This is a genomic window from Lacihabitans sp. LS3-19, assembly GCF_024343575.1.
GTDB lineage: Bacteria > Bacteroidota > Bacteroidia > Cytophagales > Spirosomataceae > Leadbetterella.
In genome coordinates this window covers 128,527-149,494 of record NZ_RJUA01000006.1, presented here as the reverse complement: position 1 = coordinate 149,494, position 20,968 = coordinate 128,527, and the positions used below count along the sequence as shown (strand labels likewise).

Genomic DNA, 20,968 nt, shown 5'->3' with positions numbered 1-20,968 from the left:
CAACCTTTAAATGAAAATGAAAATGAAAAGTTTGAGTAGGGTTAAATATGTAATACTTTTTTTAGCATTCTTTGGCTTAATTTTGACTTCATTTCGTGTAAATAGCGTCAAAAAATCTGAAAAACGACCACCGAATATTCTTTTTGCTATAGCCGACGATCAGTCTTTTCCGCATGCTTCGGCCTATGGAAACAGTACTTTTCGCACACCAGAATTTGATAAGGTGGCGGCCAATGGCATACTTTTCCACAATGCATTTGTAGCTGCCCCTCAATGCAGCCCTTCCAGAGCGGCCATACTTACGGGTAGGAATATTTGGCAATTAGAAGAAGCAGGTACTCATGGTAGTTATTTCCCGAAAAAGTTTCCGGTATTTACCGATGCTCTCGAAAATGCGGGATATGCTATAGGTTTTACGGGCAAACCTTGGGGCCCTGGCAATTTTAAGGATTCGGGCTGGTCGAGAAATCCTGTCGGGCCAGAGTATAATAAAAGGAAATTTGACAAAGTACCTGCATCAGGTATCAGCACTACAGATTATGCTTCCAATTTCAAGGATTTTCTAAAAGACAAGCCTAAAGACAGTCCTTTCTTTTTCTGGTATGGCGGGCAGGAGCCACATCGCAAATATGAAGAAGGTTCTGGTGCTGCCTCAGGTTTAACGACAAATGGACTAAAAGTTCCAGGTTTTTTGGCCGATGCAGATGTTGTAAAAAACGATATTCTCGATTATGCCTTGGAAATCAATTGGTTTGATACGCAATTGGGCAAAATGCTGCAAATGCTTCAAGAGGCAGGAGAGTTAGAAAACACTATCATTGTGGTTACTGCCGACAATGGAATGGCTTTCCCCTATGCCAAGGCCAATCTTCAAGAGTTTGGTACGCATGTACCTTTGGCAATAGCTGGTCCTGGAATAAATGGAAAAAATAGGAAGGTGGATGATTTGGTCAGTTTGATAGATTTGGCACCTACTTTTTTAGATTTAGCGGGTGTAAAATACATCGAAGGCATCGTTGGAAAATCATTATTGTCGATTTTTAAAAGTTCAAAATCTGGCAGCATAGAGGCCTCTCGAAAAAGTGTTTATACGGGTCGCGAAAGACATACCCATGCCCGACCTGACAATTTGGGCTACCCAGCCAGGGCGGTTCGAACGCAAAAATACTTATACATTCGAAACTTTAAATCTGACCGATGGCCAGTAGGCGACCCAGCCCCCGATTATGTGGTTTCGACTAGTGGTAAAAAAGGCATGAAAGATATTGAGGAGGGTTATGAAGACATTGACTCTTCTCCCAGCAAAACCTATATGATTGACCATAAGGCTAATTATCCTTTTTTATTATATAAAAACGCCTTTGAAAAAAGAGATACAGAACAATTATTTGATATTATCAATGATCCTTACTGTGTCAATGACTTGGCGAAATCTCCAAAAATGAAGTCGGTTTTGCAAAAGCTCAGAAAGGAATTAGAGGAGAAATTAACCAAAGAAGGCGACCCTAGAATGATAAATGGGGGTGATATTTTTGACAGCTATCCGCGATTTGGTAGCATGAGAAATTTTGAGGGCTTTAAAAAACAAGGCGAATACAATCCTAAGTATAACAAAAAGAAATGAAACTACTGAAAATAAGCTTTTGTGCACTATTTCTTTTGGGAACAGTTGGTTTTTTAAATGCACAAGAAAGACCGAATGTAATTCTTATTTATTCCGACGATCAGGGAGCAATAGACCTTAATTGCTACGGTGCCAAGGACTTAGAAACTCCTAACATAGATGGATTGGCCAAAAATGGAGTTAGGTTTACCCAGTTTTATGCTTCTCCGGTTTGTTCACCTTCGAGAGCCTCATTATTGACAGGACTTACGCCTCAAAGGGCCGGGTTGCCGGGAAATGCCTCAGCAACCAATCCCAATAATGGCATGCCCGCCAATAGATTTACTATGGCCGAATTATTTAAAAGTGCAGGCTATAAAACTGCACATATTGGCAAATGGCATTTGGGTTATACGCCAGAAATGAGCCCAAATGCACAGGGCTTTGACCATTCCTTTGGTCATATTTCGGGCTGCATCGACAATTATTCTCATTTTTTCTACTGGAATGGACCCAATAGACATGATCTCTATAGGAATGGCGAAGAGGTTTATTATCCCGGTCAGTTTTTTCCAGATTTGATGCTCAAAGAAGCGGATCAGTTTATGAAAGAAGCTGATAAGAGCCCATTTTTTATGTATTTCGCTATAAATTTGCCACATTATCCTTATCAAGGAGACCCAAAATGGCTTGAGTATTATCAAAAGAAAGGATTGGCCTATCCGCGTGATTTGTATGCTGCATTTATGTCTACGCTCGACGATAAAATTGGCGTTTTGCTCAAACAAGTCAAAGACCAGGGCTTAGCAGAAAACACGATCATCATATTTCAGTCGGACAATGGATATTCCACAGAAGAGCGGGCACATTTTGGTGGAGGCAATGCCGGAATATATCGAGGAGCCAAAGCCTGTCTTTTTGAAGGAGGAATTCGAGTACCTTCTATTATAAGTTGGCCAGCCCAAATTCCCAAAGGAGAGGTTAGGGATCAAATGGCTGTAAATACCGATTGGTTTCCTACTTTGGCAGAATACTGCAAAATACAATTGCCTGATAAAAAGCTAGATGGAAATAGTTTGGTTACTATAATTAATAAGAAAGAGGCTGTTTCTTTTCACGAAGAAGAGGGCTATTGCTGGGCTTTCAGAAAATCATGGGTAGCTCGAAAAGGCAAATGGAAATTGCACGCCAACCCTGAAGACACAAGCAAAAAAGGCGTCCTGACAGAAGCCGACAATTTCTTTTTAGCAAACTTAGAAAACGACCCCGGCGAAACCACCAATGTGGCTTCTTCACATCCTGAAATTGTGGCTGATTTGAAAAAACAGTACCAGGCTTGGGAAGTTCATAATAAGAGGTAAGTGACAATTTTAGGCTATTTAAAATTCAATTTGAATGAAAATAAAAGCTCTTCTGGTTTTCCTTTTTAGCATTATAATGTTGTCGGCTTTTATCAAAGCCAAAAAAGACCCGCGGCCCAATATTATCCTTGTCATGTCTGACGACCAAGGTTGGGGACAAATGGGTTATTACAATCATCCTTTTTTGAAAACACCTAATTTGGTGAAAATGGCCGAAAATGGCCTCAGAATGGACCGGTTCTATGCAGGTGCTCCTGTTTGTTCTCCTACGAGAGCTTCGGTGCTTACCGGAAGAGCAAATGATCGTTCTGCGGTATTTGCACATGGTTATCCTATGCGAAGACAAGAAAAAACTATAGCTCAAGCTTTGCAAAAAGCAGGCTATGAAACTGCTCATTTTGGCAAATGGCATCTCGATGGGCTTAAAGGACCGGGAGTACCCATTTTGGCTGAAGACAGTAGAAGTCCGGGAAGTTTTGGTTTCATGGAATGGATATCTGTTACTAATTTTTTTGACCTAAATCCCTTGATGAGTCATAAGGGGGAGATAAATGAATACTCAGGAAGTTCTTCCAATGTTATTGTAAATCAAGCACTTGATTTTATTTCTGGACATAAAAAAGATCCTTTTTTTGTGGTGATTTGGTACGGCAGTCCGCATGATCCTTGGAGTGCTTTGGATACCGATAAGTCAGATTTTTCAGCAAATATGGAAGAAAAGAAAAAGGATTACCTAGGCGAAATAGTTGAGATGGATAAAAGCATAGGACGATTAAATCGTAAACTCGAAGAAATGGGTTTAGCCCAAAATACCCTGATTTGGTTTAACAGCGACAATGGTGGTGTACCTTTTGGTGGACCTGAAGGTGTTGGTGGTCTGCGAGATTTTAAAGGTAGTGTATATGAAGGTGGCTTGAGAGTTCCTTGTATTATTCAGTGGCCAAAAGTTATAAAGCCCAATCAAATAAGTTCGTATCCTGCCAGTACAATGGATATATTTCCGACAATTGCTTCTATTTTAAACTTGTCTCAGGATGTTTTCATAAAACCTATCGATGGAAATAGTATCGAGCATTTGTTTCAAAGAAAACCACCTTCTTTAAGAAAAGCACCAATACCTTTCAAATACCGAAATAAAGGAGCTTTGATAGATAATGATTATAAATTATTAGTCGAAAATATTGAGAAAAAGAAATACGCTTTATACAACCTCAATAAAGACAAAACAGAATCGATTGATATCCTGGCCGATTTTCCTGAAAAAGCCAAAGAAATGATTTCATACTACGAAAACTGGTTATTGTCAGTGGAAAAAAGTCTACATGGTGATGATTATGACGGCGGATTGCTCGAAAAAGACCCGGAACCCGAGTTTTGGTGGAATAAAAAGGAATATGCTCCCTATTTACAAAATTGGAAAGACCGTCCTGAATACAGTAAGCAATTAGAGGAAGCATTGAAAAAAACTGACAAATAAGAATCTTAAATAGTGAAGAATTACAAAATGATTTATACAAAAAGTAGTTTCTACGTTGGTGTGATTGCTGTAGTTCTGCTGATGAGCAATTTTATTAATTCTTCCAAAAACGAAGCTAATGATACACGGATTAATCCTTTAATACATTCCCAAGCCGATAGTCTCGATTATTTTGCAGACAATGGATTTGGAAAGCCAGTACAGTCTATACAACATCCTATGGGTGAATATTTTAAAGGAGTTACTTATGTTGCCTACCAAGGACCTCACGAAGATCCTTATGTCTGTTCTTATAATCATCAAACCAAAGAATGGAAAGGGCCTTTTAAAGCGGGTATAAGTGCATTGGGTAAAACGCCCTTAAGTACCGATCCCGATGAAATAGACAACCACGGCCGACCGGCTTTGTTGGTCGACGGCGAAGGGTATATTCATTTAATATTTGGCGGACATGGCGGGCATCGTGGCCTTGGAGCAAACACCTTGGGCACGATGGGTCGTGGTGAACAAATGCATGTGGTTTCTAAAAGTCCTTATGACATCAGCGAATGGGAACAATTACGAAATGTTTCACCACTGGGGACTTATAGCCAATGGGTCAAAATGAGCAATGGCACCATCTATTTGTTTTACCGCCACGGCTCGCATCGGAGCAATTGGGTCTACCAAAAATCTACTGACAATGCACGTACATTCGCAGCTCCGGTTTCCATTCTAAAATATAAAAAAGCCGAAGGCCACGCCTTTACCTCCGATTCTTGGTATGCCTGGTTTCAAGAAGGGGCCAATAATAGCATCGTTTCTACATTCAATTATCACTTATGTGGCACGGGTGAAAATCACACTTCGCTTAGGCTCAATTCGTATTACATGAAAATGAACACCGAAACTGACACTTGGGAATCCATCATGGGTAAAAAGTTAGATATGCCACTCACCAAAGAATCGGCAGATGAATTGGTCCAAATTTATGATTCTAAAGGCAAAAGTGTGCGTTTAGGCACGATTAGAAGTGATTCAAAAGGGAACCCACATTTATATTTTAGGAACAATGCGAATATTTCTTATGCCAATTGGGAAAGTGACAAATGGAATTTCAATGAAGTTCTTGGACAAAAATTCAAATTTGAGGAAGCTGACATACTGATAGCAAATACAAATGAAATTAGGTTTCTTACATCTTCAATAATGAACAACACAGCAGAAATCGCCTGGTGGCAAGCTGATGAGAATGGTAAAAATTGGACCAAAGAGACACCGCTAGTAACTTCAAAAAATGGCAAATATGTTATGAGTTCTTTGATTAGAAATGCTCATCCGGATGCTCGGGTAATTGTGGCAGAAATTCCCAATACACCCATGGCTGTCGATAGTAAAATGTATTTAATTGGAGATCATGGACCAGTGAAAAGGTTTGGGTTTTAGTTCCTCATTTTTTAAACTTGTTTTCGTACCACACCACACCTAATCCTTGGCTATTTTCACCAAAGTTTTCTTCACAAATCAATAGATCTAAATCGCCATCTAAGTCAATATCAATCAGTTCTACACGATCATATTTGGATCTATGAAGTTTTGAAATGGCCTGAAATTTTGGATTTTCTTGATCTAAATCTTTGCCATTAACCCAAGTTAGTCCAACTTTCACTTCTCCTCCTGTTTCTGTACTAAAAACCAAATCTTTGATACCATCGCCATTTATATCGCCCACTTCGACCGACTTACAGTTACCCGTAAAGTCTGGAACTTTGATTATTTGTTCTTTCCACTCTATTCCAATTATACGGTAAATCCGAATGGTTTTGTGGGTTTTTTCTGCCAAAATCACCTCTTCTATACCATCTCCATCCATATCGCTCATAGCCATAAACATAACTTCCAGGTCTTTTGCACCTATAAAATGACTTTTCCATTCTTTCTTTTGCAAGTCTGTTTTACCGGGGTTTTCCAACCATCTGCAACCCTGAAGTCCTGATTTCCGGTCGGTAACTACGATATCCATATCGCCATCCGAGTCCATATCTCTAAAAATAATAGACATAAGCCAACTCATTGAGGAAATAGGGTGCCATTTCCAATCGGCTAAATTCGCTCTGTTTTCAGGTGCTTCGAACCACCCGAATGCACCATTTGCATTTTTACCTCCAGCCACAATATCAGGGCCATTTTTACCATCAATATTTATAGGTTCGGCATACATCCATTGCATCAAGTCTACTGAGGCAGGCAGTACTTCTGTCCTCCATTTTTCAGAATTGAGCAATTGTTCTTTTGGGGCAAAATGGATGAATATTTTTTTAGACTTCCCTTCGGTGCAACTTACGATATCCAATTGGCCGTCATTGTCTACATCCATAAAAACGGCATCCTCTACACTTGGGGTTTCTCCAACAATAACCGATGGCCAAAGTTCTTTCACTTTTTTTTTACCTGGGTGAAGATATAGCTTTGTAATGCCGCCTTCTTCCCATCCTGTGGCAATATCTAAAAGTCCATCATGATTAATATCAGCTAATTTTACGCCATCAGCACCTGTAGATGTGTTATCTATAGTATGCATCTCCCAGTGTTGGGAGTAGCCATAAAAAGCCGTTAACAAGACCAGTAAAATTGGCTTCACCATTATTCTATTTGCTTTTTATTGCATTTAACTCTGCCCAAAGCTCTTTGACCTTCTCGGGCTCAGTAGCATAAAGGTTATTAGTTTCTGAGGGATCGAGCTCCAAATTGTACAACTGCCCTGGTGCTTCGTTTGGCCCTGGCTTAATTTCTACTGGCACAGAAAATCCTCCTGAACCCAATTTATCTATCAGTTTCCAAGGGCCTTTTCTTATCGCAAAAAAGCCCTTAGACGAATGATGAACAATGGCAATTGGCTCCTGATATTTTGATTTATCGCCCAATGCTATTGGCAAAATACTTTGGCTATCTTCACCCGTATTTTCGCCTAATTTTAAGTTAAGCAAATCTGCACAGGTAGCTATAAGATTGGTCAAAGTAGCTGGAAAATCACTTTGAGTACCCGCTTCAATGTGCTTTGGCCATTTGATAATAAAAGGTATACGATGCCCTCCCTCATGTATGTCGGCTTTCATTCCTCGGTAAAAAGAGGCTGCCTTGTGATTGTATTTTTCGATAAAATCTGGTTTCCAAAAAGGCCCATTGTCAGAGGTAAAAATGATCAGAGTATTTTCAGCTTCTCCAGTTTTTTCCAATGTTTTTAGCAATTCACCAATTTGAGCATCCACCATTTGCACGAAATCTCCATATTGGCCAGCACCTGAGCTGCCTTTGTAGTTCTCCGTTGGTACCCATGGGGAATGCGGAGCAGCCAAAGGCAAATACAAAAAGAAGGGTTTATTGTCCTTGGCATGGCTATTTACAAAGTTTTTGGCCTGATTGATGAAGTTTGGAAGTACGTCATAAAAATCAAAACTCTTAGTCACTCGACCTGGTCGCCAAAATGCTTGAGTCGCATACGATCCGGTATTTAAATCATTTCCGGGTGTATATTCAGAAGGAATTTCTGTCAAAACATCGTTTTCTAAATAACAATAGGGCTCCATGTCCAAAGATGCAGGCAAAATATAGCTGTAATCAAAACCATGGTTCAATGGCCCATCCGTAGGTTTTTGAGAGAAATCAACCCAATCTCCGTTTAAATTTCGAACCATACCGAATTCATTCATTTCGGCAGATTTCGTATTTACGGAGTCTTTAAATTCGGGTTTTAAAACCCAATCTACGCCTAAATGCCATTTTCCTATAACGCCTGTTGTATAACCTTGACCTTGCAAAAGAGATGCTACAGTTTCACGGTCTTTTTCAATCAAAGCTTTGCCGTAACCTTGCAAAACTCCTTGTGGAAGGCGGCTTCTCCAACAATATCGACCTGTCAAGATACCATATCGGGTGGGAGTACATACCGAAGAAGGAGAATGCATATCTGTAAAACGCATGCCCTCAGCAGCCAGTTGATCAATATTGGGCGTTTTGGTTTTGGCTTCGGCATTGTAAGCCGAAACATCTCCAAATCCCATATCATCTGCCAAAATATAGATGATATTTGGCTTTTCAACTTCGCTCTTCTTTTGAGTTTGACAAGCTCCCAAAGCAAAGAAGCAGCATAAAATCAGACTATATTTTTTCATTTTTTCGTATTTTCTTTTCAAAATTACTCAGACGTTCCTGTAGCTTTAGTAAAATAAGCATTATGTCCCATCACGACTTTAGGTGACCAAGGAGCATTATTCTTTGGTAAATAGCTTTTCATTTCTTTTTTGACTTTGTACATTTTCTTGTCCTTTGCCAAATTATTCCATTCGTTTGGATCTTGATTTCGGTCATACAATTCTTCAGCTCCATTTTCATATCTGATATAGCGGTATTTTTCTGATACCAAAGCATGGTTGTTTCTTCCATAGGTTGAGGTTGCTACCTTTTTAAAATTACTTTCAGAGTTATCTAAAAGCGGCTTTAAACTCATCCCTTCATTACTACTGTTTTTTTCTAAACCACATAGCTCTACCAAAGTAGGGTAAATATCTAAAAGCTCAACAGGTTGATTAATTCTTGTACCACTTTTGGGAGTCAACGTTTTGATAATCAAAGGTACATGGGTACCGACTTGCCATAAGCAATGTTTTGCGAAAGTTCCTTTTTCACCCAAACGGTATCCATGATCAGACCATAAAATCACTATGGTATTGTCTTTATAAGGGCTTTTCTCCAAAGCTTCAAGCACTTGTCCCACGTAATAATCCACAAAAGTGGTACTAGCCAAATACCCTTGAACCATGTTCTTCCATTGCTTATTTTCTATCGCCCATTCGGTGCTTGGCATCATAGGCATATCATCGACTTGAATTGCGATTTCAGGCAGGTCGTCTTTGTCATTTTTCAAATAGGGCGGCGTTTTTACGGTTTCAATCGGGTGCATATCAAACCATTTCTGAGGCACATACCAAGGCACATGTGGTCTCACAAATCCTACACTCAAGAAAAATGGCTTATCATGTTCCTCCGAAAGTCTTTCTACAGCCCATTTAGCCGACTTATAGTCCGGCATTTTGGCATCGGTTTCAGGAAATGCTCCCCAATCGGTACTTGTTCCTTTTTTGTCCCAATGGAAGTTTTTTTCGGGTTTGGGACCAAAACCTTTTACTCTACCTCCAGAAATCTGTAAGACACCTTCTGGAGCATGCTCATGAAATATCTTTCCAACTCCCATAGTTTTGTATCCATTTTCACCGAAATACTCTGGCAAGAATTTAATGCCTTCCATGACAGCGGAGGCTTCTCTTATTTCCTCGTCTTTCAATTGGCCGTAAATCCCTGAAGTGGAAGGTCTTAAACCACTCATTATGGAGGCCCTTGACGGACCACAAAGAGCAGTTTGACAATGAGCATTCATAAAAAGAACGCCTTCTGAGGCCAGTTTATCGATATTTGGCGTAATGGCAGATGAGTTTCCTCCCATTACCCCAACCCAATCATTAAGGTCATCAATGCTGATCATCAGCACATTTGGTTTGGAGATTGGCTTTTCTTTAGGCTTTAGCCCAAACGCCAAAATAGAAACAAGAACTATAAGTATAGCTTTCATATTATTTATTATCAGGCATTAATGCTGCATTTAGAATGGCTTTTGGAATCACATCTTTTGATTCTTTGTAAAGCTTATTTCCATAGCTATTTTCAAAGATTTTAGCATTTGAACCAGCGTAGTTTTTTGAATCAACTTTCATTTCTCCTGTTGAAACAAAGGAAGCCGTTCCATCTTTTTTTCGAGCTGTAAGTTTTGCTTCTTTATTGCTATCCAATTCCGCGAATATTTCCCAATCACCGACCTCATAAATACCTTTCGCGTTTATTTTAATTTCTTCAAATTTTTGAGCTGAATTTACTTGAAATATTGCTAAGTACCTCATTTTATTTGTCTTCTCTTTCGCCGAACCTTTGAAATGCCATTGGTCTTTAAAATCAATAGGTTCTCCATCTTCATCGGTTTTTTTGGTCCAGTTGTCTACTGGTATTGAAAATTCGGTACTCACTTCGAAATTAATAGCTGATGAAGAATACAACGATACTTTTGCTCCACCAACTTCATTTTGGGCTATTATGCTTTTCGTTTTCTCATTAACTTCCAGACCTGTATCATTGTGTAAAAGCCAAGACCAATCGGCTTTATGGTCGGCTTCTAAATCGTCATAAATTACAATAATGCCTGGCCGAAGCATTAAATAATGTCGCATGAAAGTCTTCATTCCTAAATCAGTATTTTCACCTAAGTCTTTGCCCGAATACGCATTGGAAGCATCGCCCATGGCATAGGAAATTTGCTCACCGTGTAAAAAACGAGGAATTAATCCATAGGCTCCAGCATTGAAAGGTTGACCTTGTCCATCAATCAAAATGGCATTGTGACCTTGGGTATGTTTGTACCAACCCAAAAAATGAGGATCGCCCATGGCTGGCCTATATCCCGAATTGTAAAAAAGTCTTTTTCCACCGAATGCAATATTAAATGTGTTTTGATCGGCATGGGTATGTGCCAAAGAACCAAATGGACTACTTCGTAGCGAAAGCATCAAATTGTTTTCCATTTCTTCAATATTCGTATGCATATAACCAACGCCTACATCAGGAAATACGGCGGCTTGCGGTAAATCGAACTTTGGCAATTGCTTAGGTAAAGGCATCTCATTCGTTTTTATAACCCTAAACCATCGAAATTCATCATCTTCTGCAATGGCCATTCCATTGCTTTTTGCCACTTCATTGGCATACCAAGCTGCATAAGGGTCGTTAAACATTCTTGAAGCTGCATCTGCATAACCTGCATATCCAATAGTAGGCATAGGATGTTTATTACCATCGTTACAAAAACCATCTGAAACAGAACTTGGCGGCATGGCGTATATAAGCCATTTGGGGTTATTTTTGAACCATCGATTAAGCATGAAATCCTTACCACTTAGCTTGTTAAAAAAATGGGTAGTTTCATACATGGTCAAGGTATTCATTCTGAAATACCCAGTGCCATTAAACCAAGCACCGTCTTCTTCGCCCATCTTAGGGTTTTGTGCAATCCAAATGTCGTAGATATAGCTGAGCCACTTTTCTGCATCGGGTGTTTCACCTACAAGAGCAATAGAACTATAAAGCATACGATGCATAATATGCTGCCATACGTGCATGGACGAGGATCTTTTTTCTACACTATTTATCCATTTTTTGTAAAAACCATTAGCCCGAATAGAAATATTTTTGACCACTACTTCTTTTTCTTCAGGTGATATTTTATCCCAAAAAGTATCTAATACCAATGCAAATCCGGCCATTGTTCCAGCATCTCCAAAATCGGAATTGTGTGAAGCTCCATTAGGATCCCATTGCACGGCTTCTGTAACCCATGCCTTGGCAGTTTTAAAATATTTATCTTCGCCAGTGAGTGTGTAAGCTTGACATAGGGTGTATAAAACAGTATAAACCTGTGAGCCAATTTTTTTACTAGCTAGCAGAGCTATTTTCTTGTTTTCGAAATCGTTTTTTCCTTCGAATTTAGGATTTAAGTCTATTTCTGTTGGAACTCGTAAACTAATGTAAGAATTAGCTTCGGCAATGATTTGAGAAGCTTCAGCATAGTTTTTAACCTTTATTCTCAAGTCCTCTAAATCCTTTTTGTAGCTCAAAACACGAGGGTGGCTTTGAGGTATATTTGCAATTATTTGTTTGCTACTTGGGGTTTCAAAAAGAAGAGTATTCTCCGTAATTATGAAGCTATTGTTTGGACTCCAATCTCCGTCTTTGGCTTTATACTGCCAATACCAAGTTCCTGGGCTCAATATTTTATGTGGATTAAAAATCCCATAAATGAGATCTGACTTTTCAATCAGATCTCTGGTATAATCTGCCGATGAAGATATGCGAACACTGTAATTAGGGTTTTTAGCATCACTTGACCATTGTAAGCTTGGTGAATTAAAGGCTGCCTCTTGGCCTCCTGATGGTGTGGCCCAAATTCTGTTTTTTGGGTAAATCACGGCAACGTCAGGGGTTTTATACGTTAATTTTTGGGCACTAACAAAGTTAGAACCTTGAAAAATCAAGAAATACAAAAGGAAAAAAAAGAGCTTATTCATGGTTGCTAAGGTTGATGTTTTTGTAAAATCCATAATTATAAAATTTATTCTAAAGTGTAAACCTTAAAATTCCGATATCTAAAATGTGTCCATTGCATTTGTCTAAAACCCATTTTGCCTTCTTGCAGTACTGCACCATATTCTTTTCCATCGTCGGTCCAATTAACTACTTCTCTGCCGTCAATGGTCATTGAGATCTTATTGTTATTTTTGATTAAAACAATTTTATGAATCACTTCTGAATGAGCTGGAATGCCATCTTCTCCATTTTGCACCAAATTAAATCCGGCATTTTTCCGAAGATGGGCAACTACTCTTTCACGATTGTCACGTCCGTTAGCATAATAAGAAATATGGTAATTATTGATGTCACTTTTGGTGTAACCTTTGAAAATACCATCGCGTTTTTTTAGTGATTTATCAAAAATATCTTCACCTTTGGCACCTTTCGCTGAGAAAAACATAATTACCAAACCAGCATCGGTTTCCATATTTTGCACTTCCCATTCTGCGATAAAACTTCCCGGAAAATCTTCTGTACACCAAAGAACGTGATGCCCTTCTTCCTCTGGTGAATACATATGCATCCAATTGTCCATAAATTCTGTTTTGCCTGGACCTTCCATTGGCCAGTTTTTAATGTTGGCGGCATCTGATAGTGGGTTTTCATATAGGAGCTTACCCTTTTTTGGACCTTCATTTTTTTCTATGGCTTTTAGAAGCTCACTGCCTGCAATCAAAAAAGCTCCAGAGCCATACTCTTCCCAGGCATCTTCAGTATAGGGCAAGGGTTCTTTTCCGGGTGGCTGCACATAACCTAATCGCCCTTCTTCATTCACCAAAGCTTTCAAGCCATTCCAAGCTTTAAGTGCTTTTGGCAAATACTCAGCTGAGTCGAGCAGGCCATTGTTAACTCCCCACAAAAAAGCATAGCAGAAAAAAGAGCTTCCGCTGGCTTCAGGCTGTGGCAAGGTTTTGGGATCTAAAAGGCTTGGTCTCCACAAGCCATCTACTTGTTGCACTTCGGCTATTTTAGCAACCATAGCCTTGAATTGTTCTTCAAAAAATGGACGTTTTGGGTGAGTTTTTGGGATAATATCCATCATATTGGCCAAACCAGCTAGGACCCAACCATTGCCTCTGCTCCAATACAAATTTTTATTATTTGGTGTTTGATGCTTAAAATAACGATCATCCCTAAAAAACAATTTGTCGTCTTTGTCCAGAAGATAATTGGTTGTGATTATCCAGTTATCCATAGCATAATCGAGGTATTTTTCTTGCCCAGTGAGTGCATACATTTTGGCAAATGTAGGTGGAGCCATGAAGAGGGCATCGCACCAAGTCCACCATTCACGACGGTATTGGTTATCAACAAAACGTACATCCGGTTTTGGCATTCTTTCAAGATGAGCGTCTATTACCCATTGAAGCCTTTGAATCATTTCAGGCTCTTGTTTTTCTTTAAATAGGTCAAGGTAAACCTGTCCAATGGCTAAATAGTCGGCATCAAAAACCCTATTTTCGGTAGTCCAATTATGTTTTTTGCCTAGTTCATACAATTGTTCAAAATACTTTTGTTCACCCGTACTTTTGTACAATTCCATCAAACCAATATAAAAAGTAGCATAATGCCAGTTTAAGGCACCGTATTTTTTTTGATGGGCAGTTTGCTTACTTTGCCAATCGGCAACAAGGAATAATTGTTTTTTGAGTTCAGCTTTATTGATGGATGAAAGACCGTAAGGTTCATTTGCCTTTGAAACATTGAACAAAAAAAAGTTTAAAATAAGAAATATGTAAAAGGCTTTTTTCATTTAGTTTTTTATTTAAGGGCTAAAACCTGCTCAATTGATTTTACACACTGCTTGGCCAACTCATGGCTGCCTTCATCCGTAAAGTGAACATTCATTGGTCTTTGCAATTCTCCCAATCTGGGTAAAACAAAGGCGTACAAATCATTTACCGGGATATTATTGGCTTTCATTATTTTGAGGGCAATGGCATTGTATTCGGCTGACATACCTGGATCACGAAGAGGTTTAAGTTCGCCATCGGGATAAGGCGTTGTAGTTGCAAAAATCAATTTGGCATTTGTTGCTTTCAATTTTGCGACGATTTCTTTTAAGTTTTTACGGTATTGTTTTTTTTCGACCTGAAGCGGATCATCGGGATTATTGCTATTTTCACCTGTGTCTGGTTTTACATGCTTAAGATCATGCAATCCAAAATTAAAATGAATGAGGTCCCATTTTGTATTCCCAATCCAAGCGTCAATTTTTAGAATTCCATTGCTTGTTCCTTCGCAATTTTCAGCCACACCGTTTTCATTCATCGGCCTGCTTACCATGGCTTTACCTATTAGAATTTCTTGTACAAAAGGCGTATAGCCAATAGAAATAGAATCGCCAATGATAAGAATTTTAGGTAATTCCAGGCCTGATTTAGAAAAGGCTATTTTTGGCAATAATGCCATTGTTAATCCTTGCAGACTTTGTTTTAAGAATTTCCTTCTTGAATTGTGCATTTTTGATAATAATTAATTTTGCAAAAGACTTTTTCAATCCTCAGTATTTTTACTTTTCGGCTTTTCGACCACATGCATTTTGGCAAGAACGGCGGCAAATTCATCCTTAAGTTTTAAAGTTGTTGGGCTTAATTGCGTTTTAGCCAAATCTTTCTTTTCGAACGGGTCTTTTTTTACATTATAAAATTCGCCCGTCTCATAGAGTTTCCATTCTTGGTTTTGAACCAGCCTTTTGAGCGAAAATTTTTCTTTGCCCGGATCATAATGGCTAAAAATCCAGTCGCGGGTATGCGAAAAATCGCCCATTAATTGGGGATAAAAACTAAGCCCATCGGTTTCGAAAGTTTCGGGTAGTTTTATATTAGCAGCTTGAGCAATGGTAGGTAAGAAATCAGTAAAATCTACCAAATAATTACTTTTTTGACCACCTTTAATTTGCCCAGCCCAATAGGCTACCAGGGGAACATGCATGCCATACTCCGTGGTGGAGCCCTTCATGCCGGGTATTGTCACATCGCCCATTTTTGATTTTATGCCTACGCCAGTTCCATTGTCACCCGTAAAAATGATCAGCGTATTGTCTGCAATACCGAGTTCTACAGTTTTGTCGATGATTTCTCCTACTAGTTTGTCCATATAAGCTACTTCGTCTTTAAAATAGATTGGGTCGGATTTGGTACTATGAGCATTGCCTTCTCCAGGTATAAAGTAAGAATCGTAATTTTCAGTATCAGGTGATGGAACATAAGGCCTGTGCGTAAGAGCCATTGGATAATAAGCGAAAAAAGGTTGGTCTTTATTCTCCTCCATAAAATTCTTAATGAATTCAGTGTGGAGCTTTGGGCCGTATTCGCCATTGGTGTATTTTTTCATCACTCCGTTTTCTAAAACTCTAGGGTTTTTGTATCGCTCATTGTAACTCGTAAAAGTGAGCTGCCATAAGTGATACTGATCAAAACCAGCTTTGTAGGGACCAAAGGCATCACTTCCCAGCTGCCATTTGCCCGCTATACAGGTTTTATAGCCCTCAGATTTGAGGACATGAGCAAAGGTGGTTTCGTTCATGTCGAGCGAACCAAACTCTAAATAATTGCGAAAATTATACTTCCCGGTCATGATTTGCACACGAGAAGGGGTACAAAGGGGCTGGGAGTAACAATAGTTAAACTGCATACCATTGGCAGCCATTTTGTCTATTCTTGGGGTTTTATAATTGGTGTTTCCGTAACTTCCGAAAGCCTCAAAGCCAATGTCGTCGGCCATGATCAAAATTATATTCGGCTGTTTTTTTTGGGAGAAAGCCTGCAAGCCAATTGCCAAAAGGAATAAGAATATTCTAGATTTCATCGTTTAATTATTTAAGGCTTAAAACTGTTTGTAAATATAGAATACCCAAAAATTCCACGGAGCAAGGCTTTGTACCATTTACGAAGTGGAATGTACTCTCTAAAGAAAAAACGGTTTTGAAACATAAAAAAAAAGCCTTTGACGAATCAAAGGCTTCTTAAAGAATGCTTTTTATTTTCTTATGGGACTCGTGTCGCACTCGACATCACCCACTACAAATTGTAGGCCGTCTAAGAAAAATTGTAGCAATTTGGGATTGCTGAAACTTTGGGCATTGTGAGCAGGAGAGGTATACAAAATATTCCCTTTGCCGTATTTTTTAATCCAGGCTAAGTAGCGTTTTTCATCTCCGTCAGGGTATTTGTTTCCTTCTATTTTAGAACCTTCCATATATAATAGAGGCCTGAAGTTTTTGTCTGCATAAGCATTGTTGAAAAAATAAGGCTCGTCGATATGTGAAAAACCTTTGCCATCAAATGCTTGAACCAAAGGATGTTTGGCATCGACCAATTTCACATCAATGTTTTGTTGTTTTGGATGATAATCGAAACTTCCGCCCATCATATCGCTGAAAGCCTCCGATTTGTTTTGCATGGTTATGGCTCCGTGTATCGACATAATGCCTCCCCCTTTTTTTACATAATCTAAAAGGTATTTTTCGAATTTGGCCGCTTTAATTTTGGCTTGGTTGCTATCTAATTTATTGTCATTTTTAAACACATCCCAGAACATATCTCGCTTGTCTCTAATGCTGCAATTGTTATTAAGTACCACAGCGTCAAATTGTTTTAGGGTATTTTCATCAAAATAGTTAATATCTGTAGTGTAGGTCAATTCAAAGCCGCCAACTTTTTCGGTTACGATACGCATCATGGCCTCCGTATGGGGTACTACCCAATGGTCAAAACCGGTAAAGAGCGAAAACACCAATACCTTATGGGTTTTGCTACTTGGAAAATGAGTTTTTTCGGGTGCTAATTCTTTGATTTCCTTTAGCCAAGAGGTGTTTAACTCAACTTTGGGCATGCTTTGAGCATTTAAATTAAAAGAGAAAATACTCAAACATAGAATCTGCAATAAAATTCGGGTGTATTTCATAAGTGCTTATTTATAAAAGGTTGATTTTTAAGATTTCAAATTTAATGTAATATTGGGCAGGCTGATTTTATTTCCTATAATTTTCAAAGAAAATACTTCTGGGCATCCAAATGAATACTTTTTTAGCCTATCCAAAGAACTGTTTTTATGTACATGAAACTAAATAAAACCAAGGCATAAAAGCACCTACTCTCATGCCCCAATTTCTAAAATTTTTATGCTAACCTATAGTATTCCTCCCAACCTTTACGAGGTGCAGAGCCCTGCAATAAGAAATTGGCCAAAGGATTATTGGTAATCTGCTTTGTTTTTCTATCGAAAAGCAACTTGGTATTTAGCCTTTGGGCTATTACACCTAAAGTGAACACTTGACTTAATGGCCCAGCAATTTCAAATGAAGAACGACATTGTTCCAGCCCTTTACAAGCTTTCAAGAAATTGGCAAAATGATTTGAAGGACTTTCGGGCACTACGGGCATATTTGAGGCTAAGTCTTTTGCTTTGCTCGCAGGTACTATAGAAAGGGTACTTCCGTGAGAGCCGCCTTTGAAAGTCAGTTCTTTGGAATAGATAATTTTGCCGGGTTTTAATTTCTCGGTAAACTTACTGCCATCTGTCGGAGGTGGAATATTTGGATCTAAAACAGACTCTCCATAACCTTCAGGTAGAGGCGGTTGATTGTTGATTCCGTCAAACCATTTTATCTCTACTGGAGGCATATGGCCTCTTTCTGGGAATTTAAATGATAAAGTAGTAGATAAAGGGAAAAAGAAAGGATTATGAGATTCCAAATAAACTGGATCTACTTCATAAGGCAAACCCAAGTCTAAAAATTGGTGAGCGGTATCGATCAAGTGAGCTCCCCAATCGCCCAAGGCACCCATACCGAAATCGTACCAACAACGCCATTGGCCATTTACAAAATCTTTCTGGTAATCATGCTCTTGAGCAGTCATAAGCCAAGTATCCCAATCGAGTGTGCTAGGAATAGGTTGAGCATCAGGGTATTTCGTAATATTTGGGTCAAAATCATGCCATCTTCTACGTGAATTCATATGAGCGGAGATCGCGGTTACATCCTTTATGATTCCTGCATCTTTCCAAGCTTTAAACTGAAAATAGTTGGCTTCAGAGTGACCTTGGTTTCCCATTTGGGTGGCGACTTTGTATTTTTTAGCTCCTGCCATCATCAACTCAACCTCTTGAAATGTACGGGCCATTGGTTTTTCAACATACACATGTTTGCCTAGCGACATGGCCAGCATTGTAATTGGGAAATGGGAAAAATCTGGAGTTCCTACGCTTACAGCATCTATTTGCTTTCCCATTTTGTCAAACATCTCTCTGAAGTCCTGAAAACGAGGCACATTCGGGAATTTTTCTAATACTTCTAAAGTGTAAGGTGCTCCCATATCTACATCGCACAAGGCCACAATATTGGCTAAACCTGTATCATAAAGTGATTTGGTAATATGTCCACCACGATTTCCAATACCTATACAAGCCAAGTTTACTTTTTCGCTTGGTGCTATTTTGTTTACTTTATTTCCAAAAATATGTGATGGAAGAATAGTGACACCTGCTGCTCCAAAGGAGCCAACTTTCATAAAATCTCTTCTTTTCATTTTTCCTTTTTTTTGTAAAATAATTCAATATTTATTGAGCTGTTTCTTTTTCCCAAGCATTGTATTTAAGCTTTAAATCCTGGAATTTCTTTGGATTTGATTGTGACAAATCGGTTTCTTCTACGGGATCATTTTTTAGATTGTAAAGAGCCCATTTGTCTTTATAAGCTACTAATTTCCAGTCACCTTCACGTATAGCCTTGCCATGCTGCCATTCCCAAAATAGTGGCTTTTCACGCTTTATATTCTTTCCTTTTAAGATCGGCAAAAAACTAATTCCATCCATTGGGAATATGCTTTGGTTGTTATATTCTGTCGGATATTTCTGAGCAGTAATGTCGCTAAAAGTAGCCATCAGGTCGATAAGGTGCAAAGGCGTGTCTGAAAACTGATTGCCCTTTTTTATAGTCGAAGGCCAATAGGCTATCATGGGAGTTTTTATGCCGCCTTCGTGGCTATAATTCTTAAAAAAACGGTAAGGCACATTGGCAACATTCGCCCAGTCTTCAGCAAGCGATGTCCAGCGAGACAAAGACCCTATTTCGCCAGAGCCTTTTACGTTGTCCACCACTTCAGCTGAGGCACCGTTATCTGATAAAAAGATTATCAAAGTGTTCTCAGCAACACCCATTTGCTCAATTTTTGAAAGTAATCTGCCGATGTTTTGATCCAATCGGTCTATCATCGCTGCGTAAACTGCCATTTTCTGGTCTTCTTCCTCTTTTTGAGCATCACTCAGATTATCCCAATCTTGAAAGCTCGGCTTTGATAAGGGATAATTTTTGGGCAATAGACCAATATCCTTTTGTTTCTGAAATCTCGCCTTTCTGATAGCTTCATACCCTGCTAAATATTTTCCCTTGTATTTTGCGATATCTTCTGGCCAAGCCATTAATGGATCATGAGGAGCGGTGTATGACATGTAAAGAAAAAATGGATCTTTGGAGTCTTGATTTTCTAACCAGTCTATGGCATAATCCGTAAAAGCATCAGTCGTATAAAAATCTTTTGGTGGCGTATAGGGCGTAATTACTTTGCCATCCAAAACCCATGGTCTATTTGGGTTTTTCTGAGCTGGAGCAGGTTCACCTTCTCTTTGTCGGCCAGGGTTGAAATGATTGCTGGCCCCTTCAAAAAGTCCACTGTAATGGTCAAAACCGCGGGTTGTCGGCAGCTCAGTACTATGATGTTTGCCTGACCATAGGGTGGTATATCCTGCCATTTTGAACAGCTCTCCTAAAGTGATGGCATTTGACATTGGTTTTTTATAACCTTTATTGTATCCTGTTTTTTGAGAATACAAACCGGTTAGCAAGCAGGCTCTAGATGGGAAACATTTAGAGGTATTGTGCATTTGCGTAAATCGTATTCCTTTGGCTGCTAGTTTATCCAGATTAGGGGTATTTACTTCACTTCCAAAACAGCCCAAATCGGCAAAGCCCATGTCATCGGCAAGAATCAAAATCACATTTGGCTTAGGGTTTGTTTGGTTTTTAGATTCAGGACGAGCGGAAGTTAAAAATAAGAGCAGTATAAAACTGACTACCAATGCTTTGTTTTTTTTCATTTGAATTCGAATTCGTTAAGGTTTGAATAGTTAGAATATCCTGAAAATTTAGCTAAAAAAAATAAAAATTGAGCTTTTTCAAAAGTACTGCCAATAGAAAACGAGACAAAACTTCAATTGTATCATTTAGACAGTGAGATGTATTAATGATTAATCCGAAAAAATAAGGCATATCATTTTTTCTTTTTTAAGCGATAAATTAGGCGAATGAAGCTATTA

At 38.9% G+C, this 20,968-nt stretch carries 14 protein-coding genes; 4 read left to right on the top strand and 10 right to left on the bottom strand.

All coding sequences use genetic code 11. The features are described from left to right. Window positions 1-22 precede the first annotated feature (22 nt). From EGI22_RS07990 to EGI22_RS07975, 4 genes are read left to right on the top strand one after another with little or no spacing between them, the layout of a single operon-like run. The gene (locus tag EGI22_RS07990) at window positions 23-1,624 is read left to right on the top strand and encodes a sulfatase (RefSeq protein ID WP_255067603.1); all 1,602 of its coding nucleotides are present in this window, start codon (window positions 23-25) and stop codon (window positions 1,622-1,624) included. Then, window positions 1,621-2,964: a sulfatase-like hydrolase/transferase gene (locus EGI22_RS07985; protein ID WP_255067602.1), complete on the top strand. Its 1,344-nt coding sequence runs from the start codon at window positions 1,621-1,623 to the stop codon at window positions 2,962-2,964. The genes EGI22_RS07990 and EGI22_RS07985 overlap by 4 nt, the downstream gene beginning before the upstream one ends. A 34-nt stretch (window positions 2,965-2,998) precedes the next feature. Next, window positions 2,999-4,441 (top strand): sulfatase, encoded by a 1,443-nt coding sequence (locus tag EGI22_RS07980; protein ID WP_255067601.1) that lies wholly within the window; start codon window positions 2,999-3,001, stop codon window positions 4,439-4,441. A gap of 27 nt (window positions 4,442-4,468) precedes the next feature. After that, on the top strand, window positions 4,469-5,866 hold the full coding sequence (locus tag EGI22_RS07975; RefSeq protein ID WP_255067599.1) for a BNR-4 repeat-containing protein: 1,398 nt from the start codon (window positions 4,469-4,471) through the stop codon (window positions 5,864-5,866). A gap of 4 nt (window positions 5,867-5,870) precedes the next feature. Here the strand turns inward: EGI22_RS07975 and EGI22_RS07970 are convergent, their stop codons facing one another. The 10 genes from EGI22_RS07970 to EGI22_RS07925 all read right to left on the bottom strand — a co-directional run bounded on the left by EGI22_RS07970 (window position 5,871) and on the right by EGI22_RS07925 (window position 20,749). After that, a complete protein-coding gene (locus EGI22_RS07970; RefSeq protein ID WP_255067597.1) occupies window positions 5,871-7,064 on the bottom strand; it encodes a VCBS repeat-containing protein in 1,194 nt (397 codons plus the stop codon). Between the two features lie 4 nt (window positions 7,065-7,068). After that, window positions 7,069-8,592 (bottom strand): arylsulfatase, encoded by a 1,524-nt coding sequence (locus EGI22_RS07965; RefSeq protein WP_255067596.1) that lies wholly within the window; start codon window positions 8,590-8,592, stop codon window positions 7,069-7,071. A gap of 23 nt (window positions 8,593-8,615) precedes the next feature. Then, window positions 8,616-10,046 (bottom strand): sulfatase, encoded by a 1,431-nt coding sequence (locus EGI22_RS07960; RefSeq protein ID WP_255067594.1) that lies wholly within the window; start codon window positions 10,044-10,046, stop codon window positions 8,616-8,618. A gap of 1 nt (window position 10,047) precedes the next feature. Continuing rightward, a complete protein-coding gene (locus tag EGI22_RS07955) occupies window positions 10,048-12,585 on the bottom strand; it encodes a DUF4962 domain-containing protein (protein ID WP_255067593.1) in 2,538 nt (845 codons plus the stop codon). Between the two features lie 44 nt (window positions 12,586-12,629). Further along, window positions 12,630-14,402: a DUF1961 family protein gene (locus EGI22_RS07950; RefSeq protein WP_255067592.1), complete on the bottom strand. Its 1,773-nt coding sequence runs from the start codon at window positions 14,400-14,402 to the stop codon at window positions 12,630-12,632. Window positions 14,403-14,410: 8 nt separating this feature from the next. Beyond that, window positions 14,411-15,112, bottom strand: coding sequence for an SGNH/GDSL hydrolase family protein (locus EGI22_RS07945; RefSeq protein WP_255067591.1), 702 nt, complete (start codon window positions 15,110-15,112; stop codon window positions 14,411-14,413). Window positions 15,113-15,145: 33 nt separating this feature from the next. After that, a complete protein-coding gene (locus EGI22_RS07940; protein WP_255067590.1) occupies window positions 15,146-16,459 on the bottom strand; it encodes a sulfatase-like hydrolase/transferase in 1,314 nt (437 codons plus the stop codon). A 171-nt stretch (window positions 16,460-16,630) separates the two neighbouring features. After that, window positions 16,631-17,557: a ThuA domain-containing protein gene (locus tag EGI22_RS07935; protein ID WP_255067589.1), complete on the bottom strand. Its 927-nt coding sequence runs from the start codon at window positions 17,555-17,557 to the stop codon at window positions 16,631-16,633. Between the two features lie 215 nt (window positions 17,558-17,772). After that, on the bottom strand, window positions 17,773-19,182 hold the full coding sequence (locus tag EGI22_RS07930) for a Gfo/Idh/MocA family protein (RefSeq protein WP_255067588.1): 1,410 nt from the start codon (window positions 19,180-19,182) through the stop codon (window positions 17,773-17,775). 31 nt (window positions 19,183-19,213) lie between these two features. Beyond that, complete coding sequence (locus EGI22_RS07925; RefSeq protein ID WP_255067587.1) at window positions 19,214-20,749, bottom strand: arylsulfatase; 1,536 nt, start codon at window positions 20,747-20,749, stop codon at window positions 19,214-19,216. Window positions 20,750-20,968: the final 219 nt, after the last annotated feature.

What these genes read in the sequence shown, in the direction of transcription:
- EGI22_RS07980 (WP_255067601.1), top strand. Translation starts at nt 2,999, where the DNA reads ATGAAAATAAAAGCTCTTCTGGTTTTCCTTTTTAGCATTATAATGTTG.
- EGI22_RS07975 (WP_255067599.1), top strand. Translation starts at nt 4,469, where the DNA reads ATGATTTATACAAAAAGTAGTTTCTACGTTGGTGTGATTGCTGTAGTT.
- EGI22_RS07925 (WP_255067587.1), bottom strand. Translation starts at nt 20,749, where the DNA reads ATGAAAAAAAACAAAGCATTGGTAGTCAGTTTTATACTGCTCTTATTT.
- EGI22_RS07930 (WP_255067588.1), bottom strand. Translation starts at nt 19,182, where the DNA reads ATGAAAAGAAGAGATTTTATGAAAGTTGGCTCCTTTGGAGCAGCAGGT.
- EGI22_RS07985 (WP_255067602.1), top strand. Translation starts at nt 1,621, where the DNA reads ATGAAACTACTGAAAATAAGCTTTTGTGCACTATTTCTTTTGGGAACA.
- EGI22_RS07955 (WP_255067593.1), bottom strand. Translation starts at nt 12,585, where the DNA reads ATGAATAAGCTCTTTTTTTTCCTTTTGTATTTCTTGATTTTTCAAGGT.
- EGI22_RS07935 (WP_255067589.1), bottom strand. Translation starts at nt 17,557, where the DNA reads ATGAAATACACCCGAATTTTATTGCAGATTCTATGTTTGAGTATTTTC.
- EGI22_RS07940 (WP_255067590.1), bottom strand. Translation starts at nt 16,459, where the DNA reads ATGAAATCTAGAATATTCTTATTCCTTTTGGCAATTGGCTTGCAGGCT.
- EGI22_RS07990 (WP_255067603.1), top strand. Translation starts at nt 23, where the DNA reads ATGAAAAGTTTGAGTAGGGTTAAATATGTAATACTTTTTTTAGCATTC.
- EGI22_RS07960 (WP_255067594.1), bottom strand. Translation starts at nt 10,046, where the DNA reads ATGAAAGCTATACTTATAGTTCTTGTTTCTATTTTGGCGTTTGGGCTA.
- EGI22_RS07965 (WP_255067596.1), bottom strand. Translation starts at nt 8,592, where the DNA reads ATGAAAAAATATAGTCTGATTTTATGCTGCTTCTTTGCTTTGGGAGCT.
- EGI22_RS07945 (WP_255067591.1), bottom strand. Translation starts at nt 15,112, where the DNA reads ATGCACAATTCAAGAAGGAAATTCTTAAAACAAAGTCTGCAAGGATTA.
- EGI22_RS07950 (WP_255067592.1), bottom strand. Translation starts at nt 14,402, where the DNA reads ATGAAAAAAGCCTTTTACATATTTCTTATTTTAAACTTTTTTTTGTTC.
- EGI22_RS07970 (WP_255067597.1), bottom strand. Translation starts at nt 7,064, where the DNA reads ATGGTGAAGCCAATTTTACTGGTCTTGTTAACGGCTTTTTATGGCTAC.